We start from the raw sequence: 21,297 nt of genomic DNA on the forward strand, positions 1-21,297 counted from the left end.
AGTCAATATATGGATGACGCTTTAATTATAGCAAAATTCGCCGAAGAGAGTACGCGAGAAGAAGCTTTCCGTTTATTGTTGAAGAAATATCAACAGAAGATTTATTGGCATGTGCGAAGAATGGTCATCGATCATGACGATGCGGACGATGTTGTACAAGATATCTTTGTGAAAGTATGGAAGAACCTTGGGAACTTCCGCGAAGACTCACAGTTATATACGTGGCTTTATCGTATTGCAACAAATGAATGTATTACCTTCTTAAATAAGAAAAAGCAAAAGCAGAACGTGTCGTTGGATGACGACACGACTGCTTATCTGGCAGAAACGCTTGCTGATGGCAATTATTTCAATGGTGATAGAGCTCAAATGAAATTACAACAGGCTTTGTTGACCTTGCCAGAGAAGCAAAAATTGGTCTTCAATATGAAATATTTTGAAGACATGAAATATGAAGAGATTTCAGAAGTCCTCGGAACAAGTGTTGGAGCGCTTAAAGCCTCCTATCATTTGGCCGTCAAAAAAATAGAGGCATTTTTTAACAACAACGATTAAACCTTTTAGCGAAATTAGGTTCTAACAGATACTATGAAGGAAAATGGCACATATCATGATGGGCTGGAGCCTACAAATCTTCCAGCATCGTTGCGTGAAAATCCATTTGGCTTACCTGAAAATTATTTCAGTGATTTAGAATCAAAAATAATTACGCAAGTCAAATTGATTGAATGCAAGGAAGAATCCATCTTTGAGGTTCCAGAAGGATATTTTGATAGCCTATCTGAGGCCATTATGTGTAAAGTAGCAGAAGATAATTTAAAAAATCAAATTGCTACTGACGGCTTTAAAATTCCTGAAAATTATGCTTCCGAACTATCTTCAACTATCCTCAACCGAATTTTAGAAGACAAATTAAAAGAAACGATTGCATCTGATGGCTTTACAATGCCTTCTGCTTATAATCAAACTCTTGAAGATTCCATCTTCGCCCGTTTAGCTGAGCAGGAATTGAAGAAAACAGTTCCTACAGATGGTTTCTCTGTTCCTGTTGGTTACGAAGAAACAATTGAAACGACTATTTTTGCTCGTATTGCTGAAGAGAAACTCAAAGAAACTGTTGTGACTGAGGGCTTTGTTGTACCACCACATTATTTTGAAACTCTTTCCAACAGTATTATTAATGCTGTGCAGGAACCTGAAAAAGATCATACACCTATCCATCAAATAGGAAGACCGAAAAAATGGTATGCACGTTATGCTGTTGCAGCATCTTTTGCTGCCATGTTGAGCATAGGAGGATATTGGGGGTATCAGTATCAACAACAAAACGCAGCTCCCGTAGAAACAGTTGCAGAAGAACAGTTGAGCCAACATTTGTCAGAAATTCCTAAGCAGGAAATTATTAATTACCTTGCGGCTTCAGCTTCTGGTGATGATATGATTTATATGTCCCAGTATACCGATGAAGCGAATCTCCCTACCAAGGGATTTGGGAGTAATGTATCTAAACAAGAAATAGAAGATTATCTAAATTATACCTTATAATGATGTTCAATAAAAAATACATATGGATAACATTGTTCTTTAGTATATTTTCTATTGCCTTGGGCTTTGCACAAGACAAAAATCGATTTCAAGCTATAGAAAATGAAAAAATAGCTTACATTACTAAAGAACTAGATTTAACGCCAAGAGAGGCTCAGCAATTCTTTCCGCTCTATAACGAGTATAGCCAAACACTTTGGGATATCAGGAAAGAAAAATTGAATGGTGCTCCCAAAAATAGTTTTAGAGGTGGTTCCAGAGATATCTTACAGTATGATGCTAAAGAAGTGGAGATCAAAAAAGAATACCGGGCCAAATTTGCCAAAGTTATTGGCAATGCGCGGGCATCGCAATTTTTTGAAGTGGAACAGGAATTCAGGGAGCATCTATACAAATCCCTACAGAATAGAAGAAAATAATCTTGAAAATAAAAAAGAAGTCTTAAAGACTTCTTTTTTATTTTCGGACATTTGTAAAATCATGTTAAGCAACAGAGAATTATTTTTAATGAATACTGCTCAAACATCTAGCTCACCTAGATTGGTTGAAGTAGTTAAGGCTGAAGGTGTCTACCTTTATGGCCCCAATGGGGAAGAATACATGGATTTGGTCTCCGGCTTCAATGTCAGCAATATAGGCCATCGGCATCCGAAGGTTTTAGAGGCTATAAAATCACAATTGGAGCAGTACTTACACGTCACCGTTTATGGTGAATTTGTGCAGGCGCCACAGGTGCAATTTGCTACAGAATTACTAGCAGAACTTCCCGCTAATTTTCAATCAGTCTACCTCACCAACAGTGGAACGGAAGCGGTAGAGGGCGCTATGAAAATAGCAAAGAAATATACTGGTCGCAGGCAGATTATCGCGGCAAAAAAAGCGTACCACGGCAGCACGCAAGGTGCACTCAGTCTGATCGGAAACGATGAGTATCGCAAAGCCTATGCCCCCCTCCTTCCCGAGATAGATTTTATCGGGTTCAATGATATGGAAGATCTAACAAGGATTACGGAACAAACTGCAGCTGTCATCCTCGAAGCGATTCAGGGAGAAGCTGGTGTTCGCGTCCCAGATATCGCTTACATGCAAGCTATCAGAAAACGCTGCGATGAAACAGGTACATTACTCATTTTTGACGAGATTCAAACTGGTTTTGGTCGTACTGGCCGTCTTTTCGCTTTTGAACATTTTGCAATTGTCCCAGATATCCTGTTGCTCGCCAAAGGTATCGGTGGTGGCATGCCTTTAGGTGCATTTGTTGCAGCCAAAGAAGTGATGGACGTTATTAAGGACAATCCCATGCTTGGACATATCACCACTTTTGGGGGACATCCTGTAAGCTGTGCCGCAGCACGTGCTTCACTAAGCGTTATCAAAGAAGAAAAATTAGTCGAACAGGTTGAAAGAAAATCGCTTTTATTTAAAGAAAAACTCAAACACCCTTCCATCAAAGAAATTCGTGGATTGGGTCTTATGATGTGTCTGCAACTAAATTCTTTTGATCAAGTCTATAATGTGAGTAAATACTGTGCTGAAAACGGGATAATGATCGATTGGTATCTGCATTGTGAAACAGCATTGCGTGTCGCCCCGCCATTGACAATTACAGACTTTGAAATCGAAAAAGCGTGTAACATCATTATAAAAGGTTTGGAAAAGTATGCTTAAAGTATGTAACTTTAATCAGAACAAAAACCTAATAATGAACACAAACCGCAGATCATTTATCAAAAAAAGCATTATTGGCACCGGTCTATTGACTGGCGCCAATTTACTGGGAAACGATGTCTTCGCGCACGATTCAAAATCCAGTCCCTCAAAAATCAGTTTAAATAATGATGACATCATTTTATTTCAGGGCGACTCCATTACAGATGTGGGCCGGGATAGAAATAACAGAAATGCCAATGACACTGGTGCGCTGGGTCATGGTTATGCTTTATTGGCTGCCAGCCAGCTCTTAAATAAATATCCAGCAAAGAAACTAAAGGTGTATAATACAGGTATCAGTGGAAACCGTGTACCCGATCTTCAAAAGCGCTGGACAGAAGATACATTAGCGATTAAACCAACCGTATTGAGTATTCTGATTGGTGTAAACGACTTCTGGCGCACGATCGATCGCGGAGCACAGACTACGGTTGAAGAGTATAAATCGCAATACCAAGAGTTATTACACGAGACACTACAAAAGCTGCCAAATGTCAAATTGATTATTGGCGAGCCCTTTGCAGTAAAGGGAGTTGGTCACATCACAGACGCATGGTATCCAAAATTTTTGGCTTATCAAGAATCTGCCCGTGAAATCGCCAAAGAATTTGGTGCAATTTTAATTCCTTATCAAAAGGTATTCGACAATGCTCAAAAGAACGCCCCTGGCGCCTATTGGGCAGCGGACGGCGTACATCCCACGCTTGCTGGGGCACAAATGATGGCCTCAGCCTGGATGGACTGCATCAAGTAATAAAAGATAAGAGCGGATACTTTATTGAAATCCGCTCTTTCTTTTTTAACATGTGCTATATGTTAAACCTAAATTTCTTTGTAAGGTGTTTTTTGTAGATTGGGAAGAAAATAAGCCACAATACCGATCAATGGCAGATAGGAACATAAGTGATAAATAAACTCGATGGAAGTATGATCGGCCTGCCAGCCAAGTACAGCGGATCCAATCCCCCCCATTCCAAATGCAAAACCGTAAAATAAGCCTGAGACCATACCCAATTTTTTAGGCAATAGTTCTTGCGCATAAACAATAATTGCTGGAAAAGCTGATGATAAGATCAACCCAATAATCACGATTAATATCCCCGTCATTGTAAGCCCGACATAGGGTAATGCCAATGCAAATGGCGCAACGCCCAAGACGGAGAACCAGATGACATATTTGCGTCCAAATCGATCGCCGAATGCGCCGCCCAATAGCGTTCCCACCGCAACAGCTATCAGAAAATAAAATAGATAGACTTGCGCTTCCACTTCATTGATCCCGAATTTCTTGATTGTATAAAACTGGAAGTAATTTGTAATACTTGCTATATAGAAGTATTTTGAAACAATCAATAATAGGAGTATAATAACGGTGACGACAATTCGGCTATTGGTGAGATCAGGTACGCGGATTGTTCTCTTCGTTGATCTAGCAGAGTTTTGAAGTTTCTTTTTATACCAACTACCGATATAATAAGATATAAATTGGCCGAGAATGGTAAATAAGCACATCCAGGCGATCGCCTGTTGCCCTCTCGGTAAAACCAAAAAAGCGACAATGATTGGAGCCATTGCGGTCCCTGCATTGCCTCCGATCTGAAAAATAGATTGTGCCATACTTCTTCTTCCTCCTGACGCCATATAAGCTACACGTGAAGATTCAGGATGAAAGATTGAAGAACCAATCCCAACGAGAAAAACAGAAAATAAGATCCATTCATAACTGTGTGCTTTCGAAAACAAAAGCATACCGAGAAGTGAAAAAGACATCCCTATAATCTGGGAGTATGGTACAGGATGTTTATCCGTAAATGAGCCAACAACAGGTTGAAATATTGAAGCTGCTATCTGATAAACCATTGTAATCATCCCAACCTGCGAAAAGCTTAGATGATGCTCTTCTTTGAGCAGGGGATAGGTTGCTGGTATCACTCCTTGAATCATATCATTCAAAAGATGCACCATGCTCACAGCAAACAAAATAGAAAAAATAGGTCTACTCGCTTTCTCTTGTATCATGACGTCGTTAAAAATTAAAAAGGTTGATTTTCACAAACCAACCCAGACTATCTTCATATAATAATTATAATACGCGGACCAACAATCCTTTCAGATACTCCCCTTCTGGGAACGAAGCCCGTACAGGATGATCTTCAGGTTGATGAAATTGTCGGATAAACTGAATTTCCTTTCCAGCATCCAGTGCTGCCCAAGCAAGTACCTGTTTGAACGTATCCATATCCATCGCACCTGAGCAAGAAAATGTCGCTAATAAACCACCACTTTTTAACAACATCAATCCGCGGCGATTCAGGTCTTTATACGCCCTTGATGCTCTTTCCAATGCAGATCGAGAGGGTGCATATTTCGGTGGATCTAGGACAATCAGATCAAATTTTTCTCCTTCATCAATGAATTTACGCAATTGCTTGTTTACATCAGACAATATTGCTTTATGTCGACTAGGTTCAAAACCATTTTCAACAATATTCTTTTCCAGGGTTTCAATAGCCAGTGCAGAACTATCTACAGATATGACTTCTGCAGCGCCACTTTTCAAACTATTTAACGTAAAACCACCGGAATAGCAAAAACAATCTAGGACTCGTTTATTCAAAACGTAGTTGGCCGTTAGCTGGCGATTTTCACGTTGGTCGCAATAAAATCCCGATTTTTGCCCATCAATAATGTTAACCTTATAATGAATGCCATTTTCGATAACGTCGACAAATTCAGATGGAAGTTCTCCAAACAAAAGCCCATTGGTATTGGGTAAACCTTCATGTTCGCGGGATTTCAGATCACTACGCTCATAAATTCCTGTGGGTTGCAGTAAAGCATTCAATTCTTCGATGATAACTGATTTGACTTTTTCAACCCCAACTGAGTGAACCTGAATCGATATAAAATCTGCGTATTTATCTGCAATAAGTCCAGGAAGAAAATCTGCTTCAGCAAAGATTAAACGAACCGTATTGGTAACACCATGTTGCAACAGATGCTGCCTTGCAGCTACAGCCTTCTGAACACGGGCACGCCACCAATCTGCATCAATCTGTACTTGAGGATTCCATTCCAATAAACGAATGGCTACACGCGAGCTATTGTGAAATAGACCATAGGCAATAAATTCACGTTCAGCATTGTAAACGCCAACAACTTCGCCATCTTCAATTTTATCGGACAATGATTTAATTGCTCCGGAAAATACCCAAGGATGCAATTGCCAGGCAGCTTTATCCTTACCCTTATTCAAATAAACTGATTTCATTGTTGCAAAATTAACTTATTAATTCGACATCCTGATGAAACTTTCCTGATAAAACAATCTAACATCCTCAATACATTATATATTTCCCAAAAATTCTTTTAATCCAAAAAACTCAACTATTTCTGAATAAAAATAAAAGGGCTCCTAAAGGAGCCCTCAACGTTTAGTTATGGTTGATTAAATATTTTTTGAAGGCTTCAAAATCAACTTTCAAAGATTCTGCTAATTTCTCTTTTCCTTGCAATGTTTCTGCGCCGACAGGCAAAACTATTTTTTCGAATACATCTGCTGCTATTGCATCAGGGAATTTGCAGGGATGTGCTGTTGATAAGAAAACTGAAGCATACGGACCGGGATGCTCATTTGCATAAGCACGAGCGCCAAGCCAGGCGATTGCTGTATGCGGACAGGCGATATAATTCGATTCTTCAAGTAATTTCTGCATTCCTTCTTTTGTTTCTTCATCTGTAAAAGTATAAGAAGAAAGCATATTTTTTAATTCAGCCACATTTCCGCCAAAGAGATCCTGTATACGTACCCAGTTGCTTGGATTCCCAACATCCATGGCATTGCTTAAGGTTTGAACAGAAGGCAGTGGTTCATATTTACCTGAAGAAAGGAATCTGGGAACGGTATCATTGACGTTTGTTGCTGCTACAAAATGCTTTACTGGAAGTCCCATTTTATAGGCCAATAAACCAGCCCCTATATTACCAAAATTACCACTCGGCACTGTAAATACGACCTCATTGACTCCTTGTGACTTCAATTGTGCATACGCATAAAAATAATAAAATGTCTGTGGGATCAGCCGTGCTATATTGATTGAATTAGCTGAGGTCAAACGCAATATAGCATTGAGTTCGGCATCACTAAAAGCTTGTTTTACCAATGATTGACAGTCGTCAAAAGTTCCTTCTACCTCAATAGCGCGAATATTTTGTCCATTAGTGGTCAGTTGTAATTCCTGAACCTCCGAGACTTTACCTTTAGGATATAGGATCGTCACACGTGTTCCTTCTACCCCCAAAAAGCCCAAGGCAACAGCTCCACCGGTATCCCCTGATGTCGCGACAAGTACGTCCAGTAATTTATCGTCAGTCTTTGAAAAATACCCCATGACCCTACTCATAAAGCGAGCTCCAAAATCCTTAAAGGCATAAGATGGCCCATGAAATAGTTCGAGCACAGCGGTGCTCTCGGTCAAGAATTTTACAGGAGCATCAAAATTGATGGCATCGTTCACAATCTGTTTTAAATCGTCTTTGGGAATATCATTTCCCAATAGTGTAGAAGCTACTTCAAAAGCAATCTCCTGCAAGGAATACTGTTGAATATTCTTAATGAACAGCGGATCCAATTGTGGTATCTGTTCAGGCATATATAACCCTTTGTCTGCAGGGAGAGAATTGAAGACCGCATCTTTGAAGGAGACTTCTAATGTTTTATTATTTGTACTATAAAATTTCATATGTAAATAATCTTTTGTAAAGGCCAATAAAACATCCTGTTATTTTCATTCGTGTTGACTTTAGAATGTGGATATTTCATTTTATTATCTTTTCTGAGGCAATAATCAATTAACCTAAGATTTTATAAACCTCGTTTCTGTCCTTAAATAATTTTTAATCTAATATTCTGGGTCCTTCCACATTGACACGGGAAACATAGCCAAAACTATCAATTTCATTTTCTTTGAGATGAGTTTGTATTTTGTCGGCAATATCCTTTGCTATTTTTTCATCCCGTGTTATTGCAACGACGGAAGGTCCTGAGCCAGAAATACCAAAACTCAAGGCGCCATTTTTCAAGGCAATCTCTTTCATTTCATAAAACTGGGGAATTAAAATTGCACGAGTTGGCTCAATAAGAATATCTTTCATGCTTCGCGCAATGAGATCATAATCTTCCTTGAACAACGCGGCAACCAATCCCGCGATATTTCCCCATTGTGTCACGGCGTCTTTTAACAACACTTTATCTTTTATAAGTTGTCTTGCGTCACGTGTGGGAACATCGACCTGTGGAAAAACGACCGCTGCTACGAGTTCTTTTGGTGAAGGGATGGAAATAACATCCAAAGGTTCATTTCCCCGAATTAATGTTATGCCGCCATAAAGCGCCGGGGCAACATTATCAGCATGGCCTGTACCGCAGGCCAAACGCTCACCTTCAACACAAAACGGCAGTAATTCCTCTTTTGTCAAAGGGTTTCCAAGCATGGTATTGATGGCAAAAAGCCCAGCCACGGTACTTGCTGCACTGGAGCCTAGTCCCGATCCAATTGGCATATGTTTATGCAATTCAATTTCGACACCTACCTTTGAAGAGATATTCAAGGCCTGTAATAGATATTGAACACAGGCAGATACGGTATTCTTATCAGGATCGAGTGGTAGTCTTCCATCGTCGCCAGTTATTTCCCGAATCGTTACTCCAGGTTGTTGCGTGCGCCGCATAACCACCTCATCACCGGGTTCCTCGACAGCAAAACCCAATATATCAAAACCACAGATCATATTTGCGACAGTTGCAGGCGCAAAAACACGAACTTCCGACAGCATGCCGTCTAAATTTATCACCTTATCCTTGAGATACTCCACATTTAAATTATTGGCCATCACGTAATTTTTATTTTCCTTGAATAGTTTTTATGCTCCAACATTGACCAAATCTGCAAATACACCTGCAGCTGTCACCTCAGCCCCCGCACCAGGACCTTTTACGACAAGGGGACGTTCTTTGTACCGCTCTGTTGTAAACGATATAATGTTATCGCTGCCTGATAAAGCATAAAAAGGATGGTTTTCATCAACGAACTGAATTGCAATGGATACCTTCCCATTTTCCAATTTCCCAATGTAGCGGATCACTTTATTTTCATCAGCTGCTTTCTTTTTCATTGCTTCAAAATATTGGTTTTCCCGTTGCAATTCTGTGTAAAAAGATTCTACAGTATCTGCTTTCAAGCATGCTGGCGGCAGTATCGCACCGAGGTCAACATCATCGGCTTCCACAGCATATCCTGCGTCCCTGGCTAAAATGAGCATTTTACGCATAAAATCTATTCCGCCTAAGTCATCCCGAGGGTCTGGTTCGGTGTATCCGAGTTCCTGCGCCTGTTTGACGACATCATAAAAAGAAGCATCTGCTTTAAAATTATTAAAGATATATGAGATTGTTCCAGATAGAATAGCCTCTATCTTCACGATACGGTCACCACTCAACATCAAGTCTCTAAGTACTCTAACGATAGGTAATCCTGCGCCTACATTTGTTTCATAGAAGAAATCGACACCATGGCGATGGGCAGTATCACGGAGTGTCCTATATTGCTCATACTTGCCTGAATTCGCAATCTTATTGCAAGTAACAATTGAAATATTGGACTTAAAAATATCCTCATAGTAGGTCGCCGGTAATTTGCTTGCAGTATTATCGATAAATACGCAGTTTGGCAGATTCAGCGCCTTCATTCGTTCGATAAACAATGCTAGGTCTGACTCGGTTCCATTTTTAGCAAGTTCATCAGACCAATTATTTAAATCAACACCTTCAGTATTAAAAAGCATCTTACGGCTATTTGAAATGCCAACAACTTTAATTTCAATATCATTTTTATCCAGTAGAAAATCATGCTGACTTTCCAGTTGTTTAAATAACGTTGCACCAATGTTGCCGGTACCGATATTAAATACATGCAAAGTTTTCTTCAGCTCTGCGAAAAACGCGTCATGTACAGCATTGAGCGCCTTTGCTAAATCTTCTTTACCTATAATAACGGAAATATTGTATTCAGATGAGCCTTGTGCAATGGCGCGAACATTAATACCGTTCCTTCCTAGAGCTGCAAATAATCGTCCAGACATACCGGGTGTCTTTTTCATATTTTCACCCACGATGGCTAGGACCGACAGATTTTCTTCAATCGCAGGAACGACCAATTTGTTAGCCTGGATTTCAAGCTCAAACTCCACTTCGATCAACTGTATAGCGCGTTTTGCATCCGATGGGTTTACTGCAAATGTGATACTATGTTCGGAAGAAGACTGGGTGATTAGCACAACATTGATTTGCTCTCTAGCCAAAAGCGTAAAAAGCCTTCCGCTAAAACCAGACTTACCAATCATACCCGATCCGCTAAGATTGATGACAGAAATATCTGATATAGAAGAAATTCCTTTTATTGGCAGCGCAGTTTTTCCGCTATCAAACTGAATCACTGTACCGGAAAAATCAGGTTCAAAGGTATTTCGAATCACAATCGGTATTTTCTTTAGGAAGGCTGGAATCATTGTCGGCGGATAAATCACCTTAGCCCCAAAATAAGAGAGTTCCATTGCCTCTGTATACGATAATACAGGTAGGGAAAAAGCTTTCTTTACAATACGTGGATCAGCTGTTAACATACCATTCACATCTGTCCAAATTTCAATGGCTGTTGCATCCAATATGGCTCCGAAAATTGCGGCAGTATAATCTGACCCACCTCTTCCCAAAGTGGTTATACGTCCATTTTCATTACTCCCGATAAAACCTGTGACAAACAGAAGCTTATCACTATGTGTTATGTACAGTGATTTTACCAATTGCTCAGTCAGTGGTTCATTTAAATGAGCATTCCCAAAATTTGAATCAGTCTTCACGTAATGAGATGCATCAACAAATAGCGATTCAGGAATATATTGTTCCATCACCTTAGATACCATATAATTCGAACAGCGCTCGCCGTAACTTAGGATCAAATCTTTGCTCTGGTTGCTCAGCTCCTTTAGTGCAAAAATGCCTTGGAGCAGGTCTTCTATTTCGTTAAAAAACAACTTTAGCTTTGTAAATACAGGATTTTGATATTTCACAGCCAGAAGCTCTTTAACAACCGTAAAATGCTTATCCTCCAAGGATTTTAGACCATCCGAAAAGGACTTGCCTTCCGCAGCATCCTCAGCCAATTGAGTAAGCAAGTTTGTTACCCCTGACATAGCTGATAACACAACCAATGGTTTTTCCTTTGCATCATAAGATTTTTTCACAATGCTCAGGACCGCCTTTAAACTTTCTACCGTGCCGACCGATGTGCCTCCAAATTTTAGAACTTTCATACTGTTTTATACTGTTTGTTTAGATTGATGATTTTTGTGCTAAAAAAGAAGCGCTTTCCTTTTTGGAGGAAAGCGCTTCTAAATATTGTGTCTACTATTATATACAACGAAACTACTTCCTCCTAAGTTTTATCCCGGTGGTAATAATAATCGACGTAATAATTGTATTTGTGTTCATTGTTTTTGCTTATGTTTTGTAAATATAGAACAAATATTATCACTTTACCAAAGAAAATTAATATTTTTTTTAAGATTTACAATGAGAATCCAAATAGAGTGGCATTCTATCATCATAGGGATATTTTCACATGTAGTAGACGATTTACTTTGTGTAGTCAATGCTCTACAGACGCATTAATTCTCAATACACCCAAGAGTCTCTTGGAAAGATGTTAAAATTGTTAAAATTTCGTTAAATACTCTGAAATAAATTTGACCTTAAACTGATATTGTATTATATTCGCAACAGTGCTGTCCAAAATAGATGACAGTGTTGAATTTTTAAAAGTTAAATGTTGTACAAAAAAGCGATTTAATGAAAACAAAGAAATTTATAGCGTCAATGCTATTTATCGGCTTATGTCTAGTGTCGCAGGCACAAACCAACAGAAACTCCAAACCAGAATCAGATCCTGATAACCTAGCGAAAGAATACTTTTCACAAATAATGGGAGTTGCAGTCTCAGCAACAACAAATACCAAACTTTATCAATTTGTTTACGAGTGGTTGGGTACTCCATACCGTCTAGGAGGAGATTCAAAAAGAGGCATTGATTGTTCTAAATTTTCTTATGAATTATACGACAAAGTGTTTAACACATCGTTGGGGTATAATAGCAGAAACCAGTACTCTCAAGTCAAAACTGTCGAAAAAAATGAGCTAAAAGCAGGTGACCTGGTATTCTTCAAAATTAGAAGTAAAAGTATTACCCATGTCGGTGTTTATATTGGCGACAATAAATTTGCACATGCCTCATCAAGTAAAGGAGTTATGATCAGCAATTTAGATGAACCGTACTGGAGACGTTATTATTACAATGGCGGTCGTTTACCGGAAGATAATAGGTCGCTTACAGCAGAATTATTAAAAGCGGAAAAAGATAATAAATTGAATTAATTAAGATTGATTCGATCTAGAAAAGTCCAAAGCGTTTAACTCGTTTTGGACTTTTTTTATACAATATAATATCCTATTTTTACCCTATAATCATTGGAATACTATTATGTCTTCAAAGAAAACGCTCATCTTAAATAAAGAACAAATCAAACAAAAATCTATTCGGATTGCCTATCAAATTTTGGAAGACAATTTTGAAGATGAAACACTTGTATTAGTAGGAATTGCCGACCGGGGTTATGTATTTGCGCAACGCCTTCAAGCAATTTTACAGGAGATTTCAACGAAGGAAATCCTGCTAATTAAAGTTACTATGAAGAAAACGAGTCGATCGCTGAGTGCAAGCACAGACATACCTGTTGATATTGCGAAAGATAAGACCATCATCTTGGTAGATGATGTGTTGAATAGCGGCAGAGCCTTAGCTTATGGACTGGGTGTATTTTTGAACGTTCCACTGAAGAAAATGAGAACGGCTGTATTAATTGACAGGAGTCATCATAAGTTCCCCATATTTAGCGACTACTACGGCACGAAGCTCTCAACGATATTAAGAGAACATGTTACCGTTACTCTTGAAGAATTTGATAAAGAAGAAGATGCAGCATGGTTAATTTAAACCATGCTGTTATTTCTTTGAGACTTTCAATTTCATACCCGGTTTTATCCGGCTTCCGTTTAAATCATTTTCACTTTTAAGTCGACCGACTGATGTACCATTTTTATCTGCGATCTCAGATAAGGTATCGCCTTTCTTAACGACATAGTAAGCTGTACGTGTAGTACTAGCGGCACGCTGTTGACTCTTCTTTGAAGACCTTTCTGTGTTACGCGCTAATTTCGCGTTAACGAAATCATCCTCTTTTTTTATCAGTAAGTTTTGTCCAGGGACAATTTGATTTCCGCGCAGGTTATTCCACGATTTTATATCCTGTACTGTTACTTCAAACTTGTCAGCAATGGAAGCGAATGTCTCACCAACTTTCACTTTATATTTGCCATTTTGTAGAGGCTCACTCAAATTTTCCGTTTGACTAAGAGTTGCAGAAGATATTGGCGTGTTGAGAGCTGCATACAATTCTTCTGAGGCAATCTTTTTATCCAAGACAGGTAACACTAACCGCAATGGAGACTCTTCAGTACCATTTAATACATTTCTTTTAAAACTAGGATTCAATGCACGTAATGTCTCTTTTGAGACATGTAAAGCATCCGCTATTTGGTTCAGTGAAATCCGTTTATTGATATCTAATGCTTGAGTTCTTAGTGAAAGTTCAGTATCCGCAGCACTGATATCATTTTCATCCGCATATTTCATCGCATAGGTCATTGCGATGAACTTAGGGATATAGTTTTGGGTCTGCTGCGTTAGATATGGTGCGATATCCCAAAAAGTAGCATTCTCTTTTCCCGAACGTTGGATCGCACGGCTAACAGCCCCTTTACCGCCATTATAGGACGCTATCGCTAATAGCCAATCGCCATATTCATCGTAAGCTTCCTTTAAGATTTTGGCGATCGCATAACTTGAAGCAATCGGATCCATACGTTGGTCGGTATAACTATCTACGGTAAGATGATAAGTTTTGGCTTCATAATACATCAATTGCCATAAGCCTGTTGCACCCGCACTAGAGATATCGCGTGGGTTTAATGATGATTCGACTACACTTAGATATTTGAGTTCACGCGGCACTCCGACTTCATCCATGATTTTATCAAACAGTGGGAAATAGTATTGTCCCAGTCCCATCATCCTACACATATAGGGATTATAATTATCCGACGTGTATTTAGCAATCAGATCTTTCACTCGCGGCGAGTAGTCCAACGGAACCTCACGTTCTATTGCCTTCAGTTTCCGCACGAGCTGTATATCTTCATCTGTAATTTCAGCATCATGCTGCCCGTTATTTCCGGAAGATTTTATACTGTCTAGGTATTGGTAAATTTCTTGTTTTTCTTTTTCGATACTTTTTTGAAAGAAGGTATGGGCTGCTTCTTTCATGCCTTCTACAGCGCTTTCTTGGGCCATGAGTGGTAGTACATAGCATACCCCTCCTAGTATTGAAATTAACGTCTGTTTTCCGATCATAAATTTACTGTTAAATCCGAGTTTGATTCATCTGCTGAAAAATCAACAATAATCTAAACGCTTAGAAATGGATTTTAGTATAAAAATGGTTTTCGCCCTATTTTAGCTGTAGGTCGAGTATAAAACAAAATACGATTTTGTTCCTCACAAAATCGTATCTATGTTATATGGGATCAAAATCTCCCTTATTTGTTATCTTCTACTTCAGATTTTTTGTCAGATGAAGACTCGTCTTTTTGGCCTTCTTTAAATTCCTTTACTCCTTTACCCAATCCGCGCATCAATTCAGGAATCTTCTTGCCACCAAATAATAGTAACAATATTACTACAATGACAATTAACTCTTGCCCCCCGATTCCCATGATTAATAATGATGTTGACATAACTATAATTTCTTGTTTTTCAATTCTTTTAAACTAAAACTTTTCTCTTTCCTTACAAATGTAATGATAATTATTAAATATAGTAATTATTTCTTATCTAGCCAACCAGGACATTGGATTCAATGGTGTTGTTCCTTGTAATACAGAAAACTCTACCATCGGAACTCCCGTATCCGAATCTACATCTGCAGTTCCTATAGTTTGTCCAGTGCTGACTTTCTGTCCTTTTGAAACACTTACCCCAGCCAAATTCATATACACTGTAAAGTACTCACCATGTTTAATCATAACAATACGTTGCCCCATCATCGAAACTATACTCAACACTTCTCCATTAAATACCGCTTTTACTGCTGCACCGTTTGATGTTTGTATTTTGACCGTCTCGTGATCCCAATTGACATTTCTACCGACACTTTCCGAACCAAACTCTTGCATGATCTTCGCATTAGAAACAGGCCAAGGCAAACTACCGCGATTGGATCTAAAATCATTTGAAAGCTTAACTGCTTCCGGTGTGCTACGTAAGACTTCAGAATCTGATTTTCGAGCAGTATTACCGCCTTTCGAACTTGTATTGTTCTTACCTTTTGTGGTTGATGCAGACTCATTCGCTTTGCGGTTACGCTCAGCTGCCGCTTCAGCTGCACGACGCGCCGCCTCAGCCCGTCGGCGTTCGGCTTCGATTTCTCTTCTAATGATCTCCTTAATGGCCGCATTAATACGACGTTCCTCTTTTTGCTTTTGCGTAATATCTTTCTTCACACCACGCTCTGTAACAATCAAATCACTTAATTGTCCAGAATAAACGGATCGTTGTTGCGATATCGTTCTTTTCTCATTTTCTTGCTCTTTCATCAAAGCAACCTGTTTATTTCGATCGGCTTGCAATTGAGCGATTTTTTGTTCTATCTGTTTCTTTGTGTTTTCGATGTCAGCAGCTTTCAACTTTCTTGAATCATTGAACTGTTGTAAGTACTTTACTCTTCGAAATCCTTGATTGAAATCCTTAGATGCAAAAATAAACATCAATTTATTATAGGCATTTCGGTTTCTGAACGCAAACATCACCATCTTCTCATAATCACGCTTCATCTTCTCCAGTTCCGCTTTCAACTTATTTACAGCAGCTGTATTGGCATTGATATGTTGATTGATTACTGCTACCTCAGAAGTAATGGTATTTATCTTCTGTTCGCGCAAATTAATCTGCTTACTTAATGCAGTCACTTGTTGTTGTGTCAGTGACTTTTCCTTTGCGATCTCTTTGACCGTATTTTGTAATTCGGCAATTTCACGATTGAGCTTCTCACGTTGTTTTTCAAGTTCAGCGCGAGTCTGTGCCGATGAAATTCCAATCATGAATACGAAAGCAGCTATACCAAGTATCGTCTTTTTAAAGTTCATTTACAGTACTATTTTTTTGTGTTTGCCATCTTTCTACTCTAACAATTTACGTCTTACTTTAGCAAACTATTTGCGAAAGTAATAAATCTAAAGGAAATAGAAGGCTTCTCATCGGATTACTTTATAACGTGACGATACTGAAAACGGCATGTCGACCGGTTCATTAAAAGTCACTTTGTTAAAATTTATCTCTGTTTTTATCTCTTGACGACCATCCGAAATAATCATTTTTAAAAGCATCGGAAATTCCTGTCCGGAAGCCATGGCATATTCGCCGTAATTCGCCTCCAACAACTGTTTCTTTGCAAGTTGTGCTAATCTAAATTGATAAGGCCTATTGTTATTATTTAATTTATATAAAAAATCTAGTTCATTCAGTTTGCCATCTAACTGGACAGACATCGAATCCTGCTTAAAATTAACCTGATCAATATCGGACAATAGATTCACCGAAAGATTTGCAAGCAACAAATCTTGTAGGTTCCCAAAAGTTAAATCCGGGCTGGCAAAACGATATAGATAGTCAAATGGCTTAACCATATATTCGCTCTGAAATTTATTTAAGATTTGTACACTGTCTGGAGTTATCAATACCCGGGCAACCTCTATACCAAGTGTAGCAGAAATGGAAATCCAGATCCTCTTATCTTTCTCTATCCTAATAGTGGAAGTGACGTCATAATTGTCCTTCCCAAGATCGAGACGCATTTTCGCTTTTCCAGAAAAAGTAGAATAATTCAAATTAGTCAAAAAAAGATTACGTAAGCTGTTTTTCTTTGCTTCCCTTGAGTTATCACTTATGGTCAGTTCATTTTGAGCTTTGAGCTCCGCTTCTTTTAGCAGCCTCTTCTTCGAACTACAAGAAGAAAGCAGCAACAGCACAGCGCCAAGACAGACGATTTTATTCCACATAACTTTTAGTCTCAATCTTCTTTTTCAATTTCAGCTTATTTTCATCCGAGTCCACTCCCTTTTCTAAAGCCAGGTTCCACTGTTTAATAGCATCGTTAGTTTTCCCTAACTTAATCAGGATATCACCATAATGTTCCAACAGTACCGATGTTTGTGGATTTGTATTTTTCAATGCTTTTTGAATCCACACCAGCGCATCGTCATACTTTCCGTCAGCAAAAAGCACCCAAGCATAGGTATCTTCAAACGTTCCATTATTGGGCTGCAATTTCGTCGCCATTGCAGCATATTTTGTTGCATCTTCAAGTCGTTCTTTTCTTAACGACAAATAGTATGCTAAATTGTTCATGGCCGTCACATTTGTACTATCCAATCGAATAGCTTCGATGTAAGCCGCATCAGAGGCTTTATACATCTTAAGTGAATTATAAATATCTCCTAATCCGCCATAAATATTTGCTTGTAGAAAAGGCGATTCCTCCTGTGCATTATTAAGTGCGGCTTCCATAAATTTCCGACTATTTTCCATATCCTTTTTCATTAGATAGGCCATACTCGTAAAATAGAGTATTGTAGCATTATTGGATACATAATGTAAGGCTTCGCCGCCATGAGCGATCGCTTGATCAAACTCGCCTTTATCCATATCCAGGCTCATCAACATTCGCCAAGCATCGATTTGATAGGGATTCATACTTACGGCAACTGCTAGGGAACTTTGGGCCGCAGATTTATCATCCTTCAACCAGAGCACCTGCCCTTTCGCCATATGACTTTCTGCAATCCTTGGATGTACTTCAACTAGAATATTGGCCAGTTCCAAAAGTTGCTCTTGCGTATATGGTCCTTTCGGGCTCAATAAGGTCATTATAATTCGATTTTTGTCTGCAAAGTCAACCTTTTTAGACTGAAATCCTTGTTTGAGCGCATCAAAGGATAATTTAAGCTTTTTATCAAATCGATAGAGATCCGCTAAATCAAAATAAAGGAAATCTTCTTTTGTGATCTGAATTCCTTTATTAATATATTCCAGTGCAAGTTTCGAATTTTTGGAAAGATTATAAGCCTGCGCCAATTGGCCATATACCTGAGCCAAAGAGGTCCCCTTGTCTGCCCAGGGCTTCAATAGATCAATAACAGCTTTATAATTACCGGCATCATTTAATAATACACTACCAACCATGTCCAATGTATCGGAAGGCGCTGCAATTTCTTTGGTTTTATAGAAATACTCCAGAGCCACATCTTTATAGCCGCCGTTAAACAGGAGCATAATGCGTTCGCGTTTTAGTGAAGCCGTATTGTTATCATCCTGATCAATTAGCTTATCGAGGTAGATTAATGCACTGTCAGCATCATTTTTACTTTTAAATGCATCAACTGCAAAGCTCAAATATTCAGGCTTAGACTGAATCGCCAGCGCTTCTTTAATGGCTTGGATCGCTCCCTCCTGATTTCGCATCTGTGCAAGAAGTATTGCTTTTGTAAAATAGATATCGTCTGCTTGCGGAAAGTCTGCGATGATTGCGTCAAGAGAATCCATGCCCGGACCGATTTTACCTTGCTTCAATATTTCCTGCACATTTTTAAATCGGGCATCATACGGTTTTATCTTCTTATCTGGCGACTGTGCCTGCAATGAAGTCGCTGCCAAAAGGAATACACCAATAAAACTTAAAAAAAATTGTTTATTTAAAAAATTCAATCTCATCTACTTCCGCTAAATAATTAAAAAATTCTTCCTGCAATATACTAACTAATGTAACAATATTCATTCGAGGAAGTTGTAAAAATATTGAGATCGGTGGCGCTTATTTGAAATTCGGCTCGTTTTCAGTAAAATAAGCAAAATAGATTTTAAAATATAGAATAATAGATGTACCTTTGCAGACCCTTGTGATAAGGGGAAGAAAAATTTTTTAATAAATTATTTAAACAAAAGCAAGTGAATACGTTAAGTTACAAAACTGTCTCTGCCAACAAGAACACCGTTAACAAAGAGTGGATCGTTGTTGACGCTGAAGGAGAGATTTTGGGGCGTTTGGCGAGCAACATCGCGAAAGTAATTCGTGGTAAGCACAAGCCTACATTCACCCCACACGTAGACTGTGGAGATAACGTGATTGTTATCAATGCAGACAAAATCAAATTGACAGGAAACAAATTAGGCGACAAAGTTTACGTTCGCTACACTGGATATCCAGGTGGTCAACGTTTCGTTTCTCCTAAAGAGTTAATGGCTAAATTCCCTGAACGCATCATTGAAAAGGCTGTTCGCGGTATGCTTCCTAAAAACCGTTTAGGTCGTCAATTGTTTAAAAACCTTTACGTTTATGCTGGTACTGAGCACAAACATGAAGCACAAAATCCAAAACCAGTTAAATTTTAAGGAGAATCGACATGTCAACAACTAACACTTCAGGAAGAAGAAAAACTGCTGTTGCCCGCATTTACTTAACTGCTGGTAGCGGAAACATTATCATAAACGGTAAAGACTACAAAGAGTATTTCCCAACATTACCTTTGCAATACATCGCTACTCAATCATTGAACGTAGCTGGTGAATTAGCAAACTTTGATGTAAAAGTAAACGTTAACGGAGGTGGTGTTAAAGGTCAAGCAGAAGCTGTTCGCTTAGCGATCGCAAAAGCTTTGGTTGAACTTAACCCAGAAGTTAAACCTGCATTACGCGCTAAAGGTTTAGTAACACGTGATGACCGTATGGTTGAGCGTAAAAAACCAGGACGTCGTAAAGCTCGTAGAAGATTCCAATTCAGTAAACGTTAATCAAAGGAGGATCAAAAAATGGCAAGAACTACTTATCAAGATTTATTGGATGCAGGTGTGCACTTTGGTCACCTTACACGTAAATGGGATCCGAAAATGGCTAAGTACATTTTCATGGAACGTAACGGTATCCACATCATTGACTTGAACAAAACTCTTACGAAATTAGAAGAAGCTGCTTCAGCTATCAAACAAATCGTAAAATCAGGTCGCAAAGTTTTATTCGTTGCAACGAAAAAACAAGCAAAAGAGATCATCGCACAACAAGCAAAAGAGGTTAACATGCCTTTTGTAACTGAGCGTTGGTTAGGTGGTATGCTTACAAACTTCGCTACAGTTCGTAAGTCTATCAAAAAAATGTCTAACATTGACAAAATGCAAAAAGACGGTACATACGATGTATTGTCTAAAAAAGAGAAGTTGATGATTCAACGTGAGCGTATCAAATTAGAAAACCTTTTAGGAGGTATCGCTGATTTGAACCGTTTACCAGCTGCTTTATTCATCATCGATGTGAAAAAAGAACACATTGCTGTTTCTGAAGCAATGAAATTGAACATCCCTACTTTTGCAATGGTAGATACAAACTCTGATCCTTCAAATATTGATTTCCCAATCCCAGCAAATGATGACGCTAGCAAATCTATTAGCTTAATCGCAGGTATCATTGGTCAAGCAATCCAAGAAGGTTTGGACGAGCGCAAACGCGACAAAGAAGAAGAAGCTGAAAAAGATGCTGCTGCTGCTAAAGCAAAAGCTGATAATGGTGAAGCTTCAGAAGCTAAACGTCCTCGCAAAGCGAAAGACGGAGAATAATATTTTTATTCCAAACCGGATGGCGTAGCGTTAGTTTCTGGAAAAGTTTACTTTTCTTGAACTAGCCTCTCTGTCCGGTTTTTTGGTTTAACAACACTCGTTTATCAAGGAATGTTAAACTTCATATTAGCTTAACATGTTTTAAGTTAATATTG

The 21,297-nt window shown here is 38.7% G+C and carries 20 protein-coding genes; 10 read left to right on the top strand and 10 right to left on the bottom strand.

Annotated features, from left to right (window positions below; translation table 11 throughout):
- Window positions 1–9 precede the first annotated feature (9 nt).
- From ACLCDV_RS22095 to ACLCDV_RS22115, 5 genes are all read left to right on the top strand, one after another.
- Window positions 10–555, top strand: a complete 546-nt coding sequence (locus ACLCDV_RS22095) for an RNA polymerase sigma factor (protein WP_075994136.1) — start codon at window positions 10–12, stop codon at window positions 553–555.
- A gap of 33 nt (window positions 556–588) precedes the next feature.
- Window positions 589–1,545, top strand: a complete 957-nt coding sequence (locus ACLCDV_RS22100; protein WP_411972251.1) for a hypothetical protein — start codon at window positions 589–591, stop codon at window positions 1,543–1,545.
- On the top strand, window positions 1,545–1,964 hold the full coding sequence (locus tag ACLCDV_RS22105) for a hypothetical protein (RefSeq protein WP_317669587.1): 420 nt from the start codon (window positions 1,545–1,547) through the stop codon (window positions 1,962–1,964). Before ACLCDV_RS22100 ends, ACLCDV_RS22105 begins: the two co-directional genes overlap by 1 nt.
- Window positions 1,965–2,025: 61 nt before the next feature.
- A complete protein-coding gene (locus tag ACLCDV_RS22110) occupies window positions 2,026–3,213 on the top strand; it encodes an aspartate aminotransferase family protein (protein WP_317669586.1) in 1,188 nt (395 codons plus the stop codon).
- Between the two features lie 34 nt (window positions 3,214–3,247).
- On the top strand, window positions 3,248–4,009 hold the full coding sequence (locus ACLCDV_RS22115) for an SGNH/GDSL hydrolase family protein (protein ID WP_317669585.1): 762 nt from the start codon (window positions 3,248–3,250) through the stop codon (window positions 4,007–4,009).
- Window positions 4,010–4,077: 68 nt separating this feature from the next.
- On the opposite strand, the gene ACLCDV_RS22120 is transcribed toward ACLCDV_RS22115, so the two are convergent.
- The 5 genes from ACLCDV_RS22120 to thrA all read right to left on the bottom strand — a co-directional run bounded on the left by ACLCDV_RS22120 (window position 4,078) and on the right by thrA (window position 11,625).
- Window positions 4,078–5,274, bottom strand: a complete 1,197-nt coding sequence (locus ACLCDV_RS22120; RefSeq protein WP_317669584.1) for an MFS transporter — start codon at window positions 5,272–5,274, stop codon at window positions 4,078–4,080.
- Window positions 5,275–5,338: 64 nt separating this feature from the next.
- Window positions 5,339–6,526: a class I SAM-dependent rRNA methyltransferase gene (locus tag ACLCDV_RS22125; protein ID WP_317669583.1), complete on the bottom strand. Its 1,188-nt coding sequence runs from the start codon at window positions 6,524–6,526 to the stop codon at window positions 5,339–5,341.
- Window positions 6,527–6,689: 163 nt separating this feature from the next.
- Window positions 6,690–7,997 (bottom strand): threonine synthase, encoded by a 1,308-nt coding sequence (gene thrC / locus ACLCDV_RS22130; RefSeq protein WP_317669582.1) that lies wholly within the window; start codon window positions 7,995–7,997, stop codon window positions 6,690–6,692.
- Window positions 7,998–8,151: 154 nt separating this feature from the next.
- Entirely contained in the window at window positions 8,152–9,090 is a 939-nt protein-coding gene (locus ACLCDV_RS22135) for a homoserine kinase (protein WP_317669772.1), read from the bottom strand.
- 87 nt (window positions 9,091–9,177) lie between these two features.
- Window positions 9,178–11,625, bottom strand: coding sequence for a bifunctional aspartate kinase/homoserine dehydrogenase I (thrA, locus tag ACLCDV_RS22140; RefSeq protein ID WP_317669581.1), 2,448 nt, complete (start codon window positions 11,623–11,625; stop codon window positions 9,178–9,180).
- A 535-nt stretch (window positions 11,626–12,160) separates the two neighbouring features.
- On the opposite strand from thrA, the gene ACLCDV_RS22145 reads away from it, so the two are divergent.
- Window positions 12,161–12,742, top strand: coding sequence for a C40 family peptidase (locus ACLCDV_RS22145; protein ID WP_317669580.1), 582 nt, complete (start codon window positions 12,161–12,163; stop codon window positions 12,740–12,742).
- 106 nt (window positions 12,743–12,848) lie between these two features.
- On the top strand, window positions 12,849–13,361 hold the full coding sequence (locus ACLCDV_RS22150; RefSeq protein WP_070563077.1) for a phosphoribosyltransferase family protein: 513 nt from the start codon (window positions 12,849–12,851) through the stop codon (window positions 13,359–13,361).
- A 9-nt stretch (window positions 13,362–13,370) separates the two neighbouring features.
- Here the strand turns inward: ACLCDV_RS22150 and ACLCDV_RS22155 are convergent, their stop codons facing one another.
- From ACLCDV_RS22155 to ACLCDV_RS22175, 5 genes are all read right to left on the bottom strand, one after another.
- Window positions 13,371–14,837: a LysM peptidoglycan-binding domain-containing protein gene (locus ACLCDV_RS22155; protein ID WP_317669579.1), complete on the bottom strand. Its 1,467-nt coding sequence runs from the start codon at window positions 14,835–14,837 to the stop codon at window positions 13,371–13,373.
- 185 nt (window positions 14,838–15,022) lie between these two features.
- Window positions 15,023–15,220, bottom strand: coding sequence for a twin-arginine translocase TatA/TatE family subunit (tatA, locus tag ACLCDV_RS22160; protein WP_317669578.1), 198 nt, complete (start codon window positions 15,218–15,220; stop codon window positions 15,023–15,025).
- Window positions 15,221–15,313: 93 nt separating this feature from the next.
- On the bottom strand, window positions 15,314–16,627 hold the full coding sequence (locus tag ACLCDV_RS22165; RefSeq protein ID WP_317669577.1) for a murein hydrolase activator EnvC family protein: 1,314 nt from the start codon (window positions 16,625–16,627) through the stop codon (window positions 15,314–15,316).
- 108 nt (window positions 16,628–16,735) lie between these two features.
- Window positions 16,736–17,539, bottom strand: coding sequence for a DUF4292 domain-containing protein (locus ACLCDV_RS22170; RefSeq protein ID WP_317669576.1), 804 nt, complete (start codon window positions 17,537–17,539; stop codon window positions 16,736–16,738).
- Window positions 17,529–19,250, bottom strand: coding sequence for a tetratricopeptide repeat protein (locus ACLCDV_RS22175; RefSeq protein ID WP_317669575.1), 1,722 nt, complete (start codon window positions 19,248–19,250; stop codon window positions 17,529–17,531). The genes ACLCDV_RS22170 and ACLCDV_RS22175 overlap by 11 nt, the downstream gene beginning before the upstream one ends.
- A gap of 234 nt (window positions 19,251–19,484) precedes the next feature.
- On the opposite strand from ACLCDV_RS22175, the gene rplM reads away from it, so the two are divergent.
- From rplM to rpsB, 3 genes are read left to right on the top strand one after another with little or no spacing between them, the layout of a single operon-like run.
- On the top strand, window positions 19,485–19,928 hold the full coding sequence (rplM, locus tag ACLCDV_RS22180) for a 50S ribosomal protein L13 (RefSeq protein ID WP_046671993.1): 444 nt from the start codon (window positions 19,485–19,487) through the stop codon (window positions 19,926–19,928).
- Between the two features lie 11 nt (window positions 19,929–19,939).
- Window positions 19,940–20,326 carry a 30S ribosomal protein S9 gene (gene rpsI / locus ACLCDV_RS22185; RefSeq protein ID WP_070563091.1) on the top strand — a complete coding sequence of 129 codons (387 nt, stop codon included), beginning with the start codon at window positions 19,940–19,942 and terminating at the stop codon, window positions 20,324–20,326.
- Window positions 20,327–20,344: 18 nt separating this feature from the next.
- Entirely contained in the window at window positions 20,345–21,142 is a 798-nt protein-coding gene (gene rpsB / locus ACLCDV_RS22190) for a 30S ribosomal protein S2 (protein ID WP_075994149.1), read from the top strand.
- The last annotated feature ends 155 nt before the right edge of the window (window positions 21,143–21,297 follow it).

The sequence above is a fragment of the Sphingobacterium sp. Lzh-3 genome, assembly GCF_046764375.1.
Lineage (GTDB): Bacteria > Bacteroidota > Bacteroidia > Sphingobacteriales > Sphingobacteriaceae > Sphingobacterium.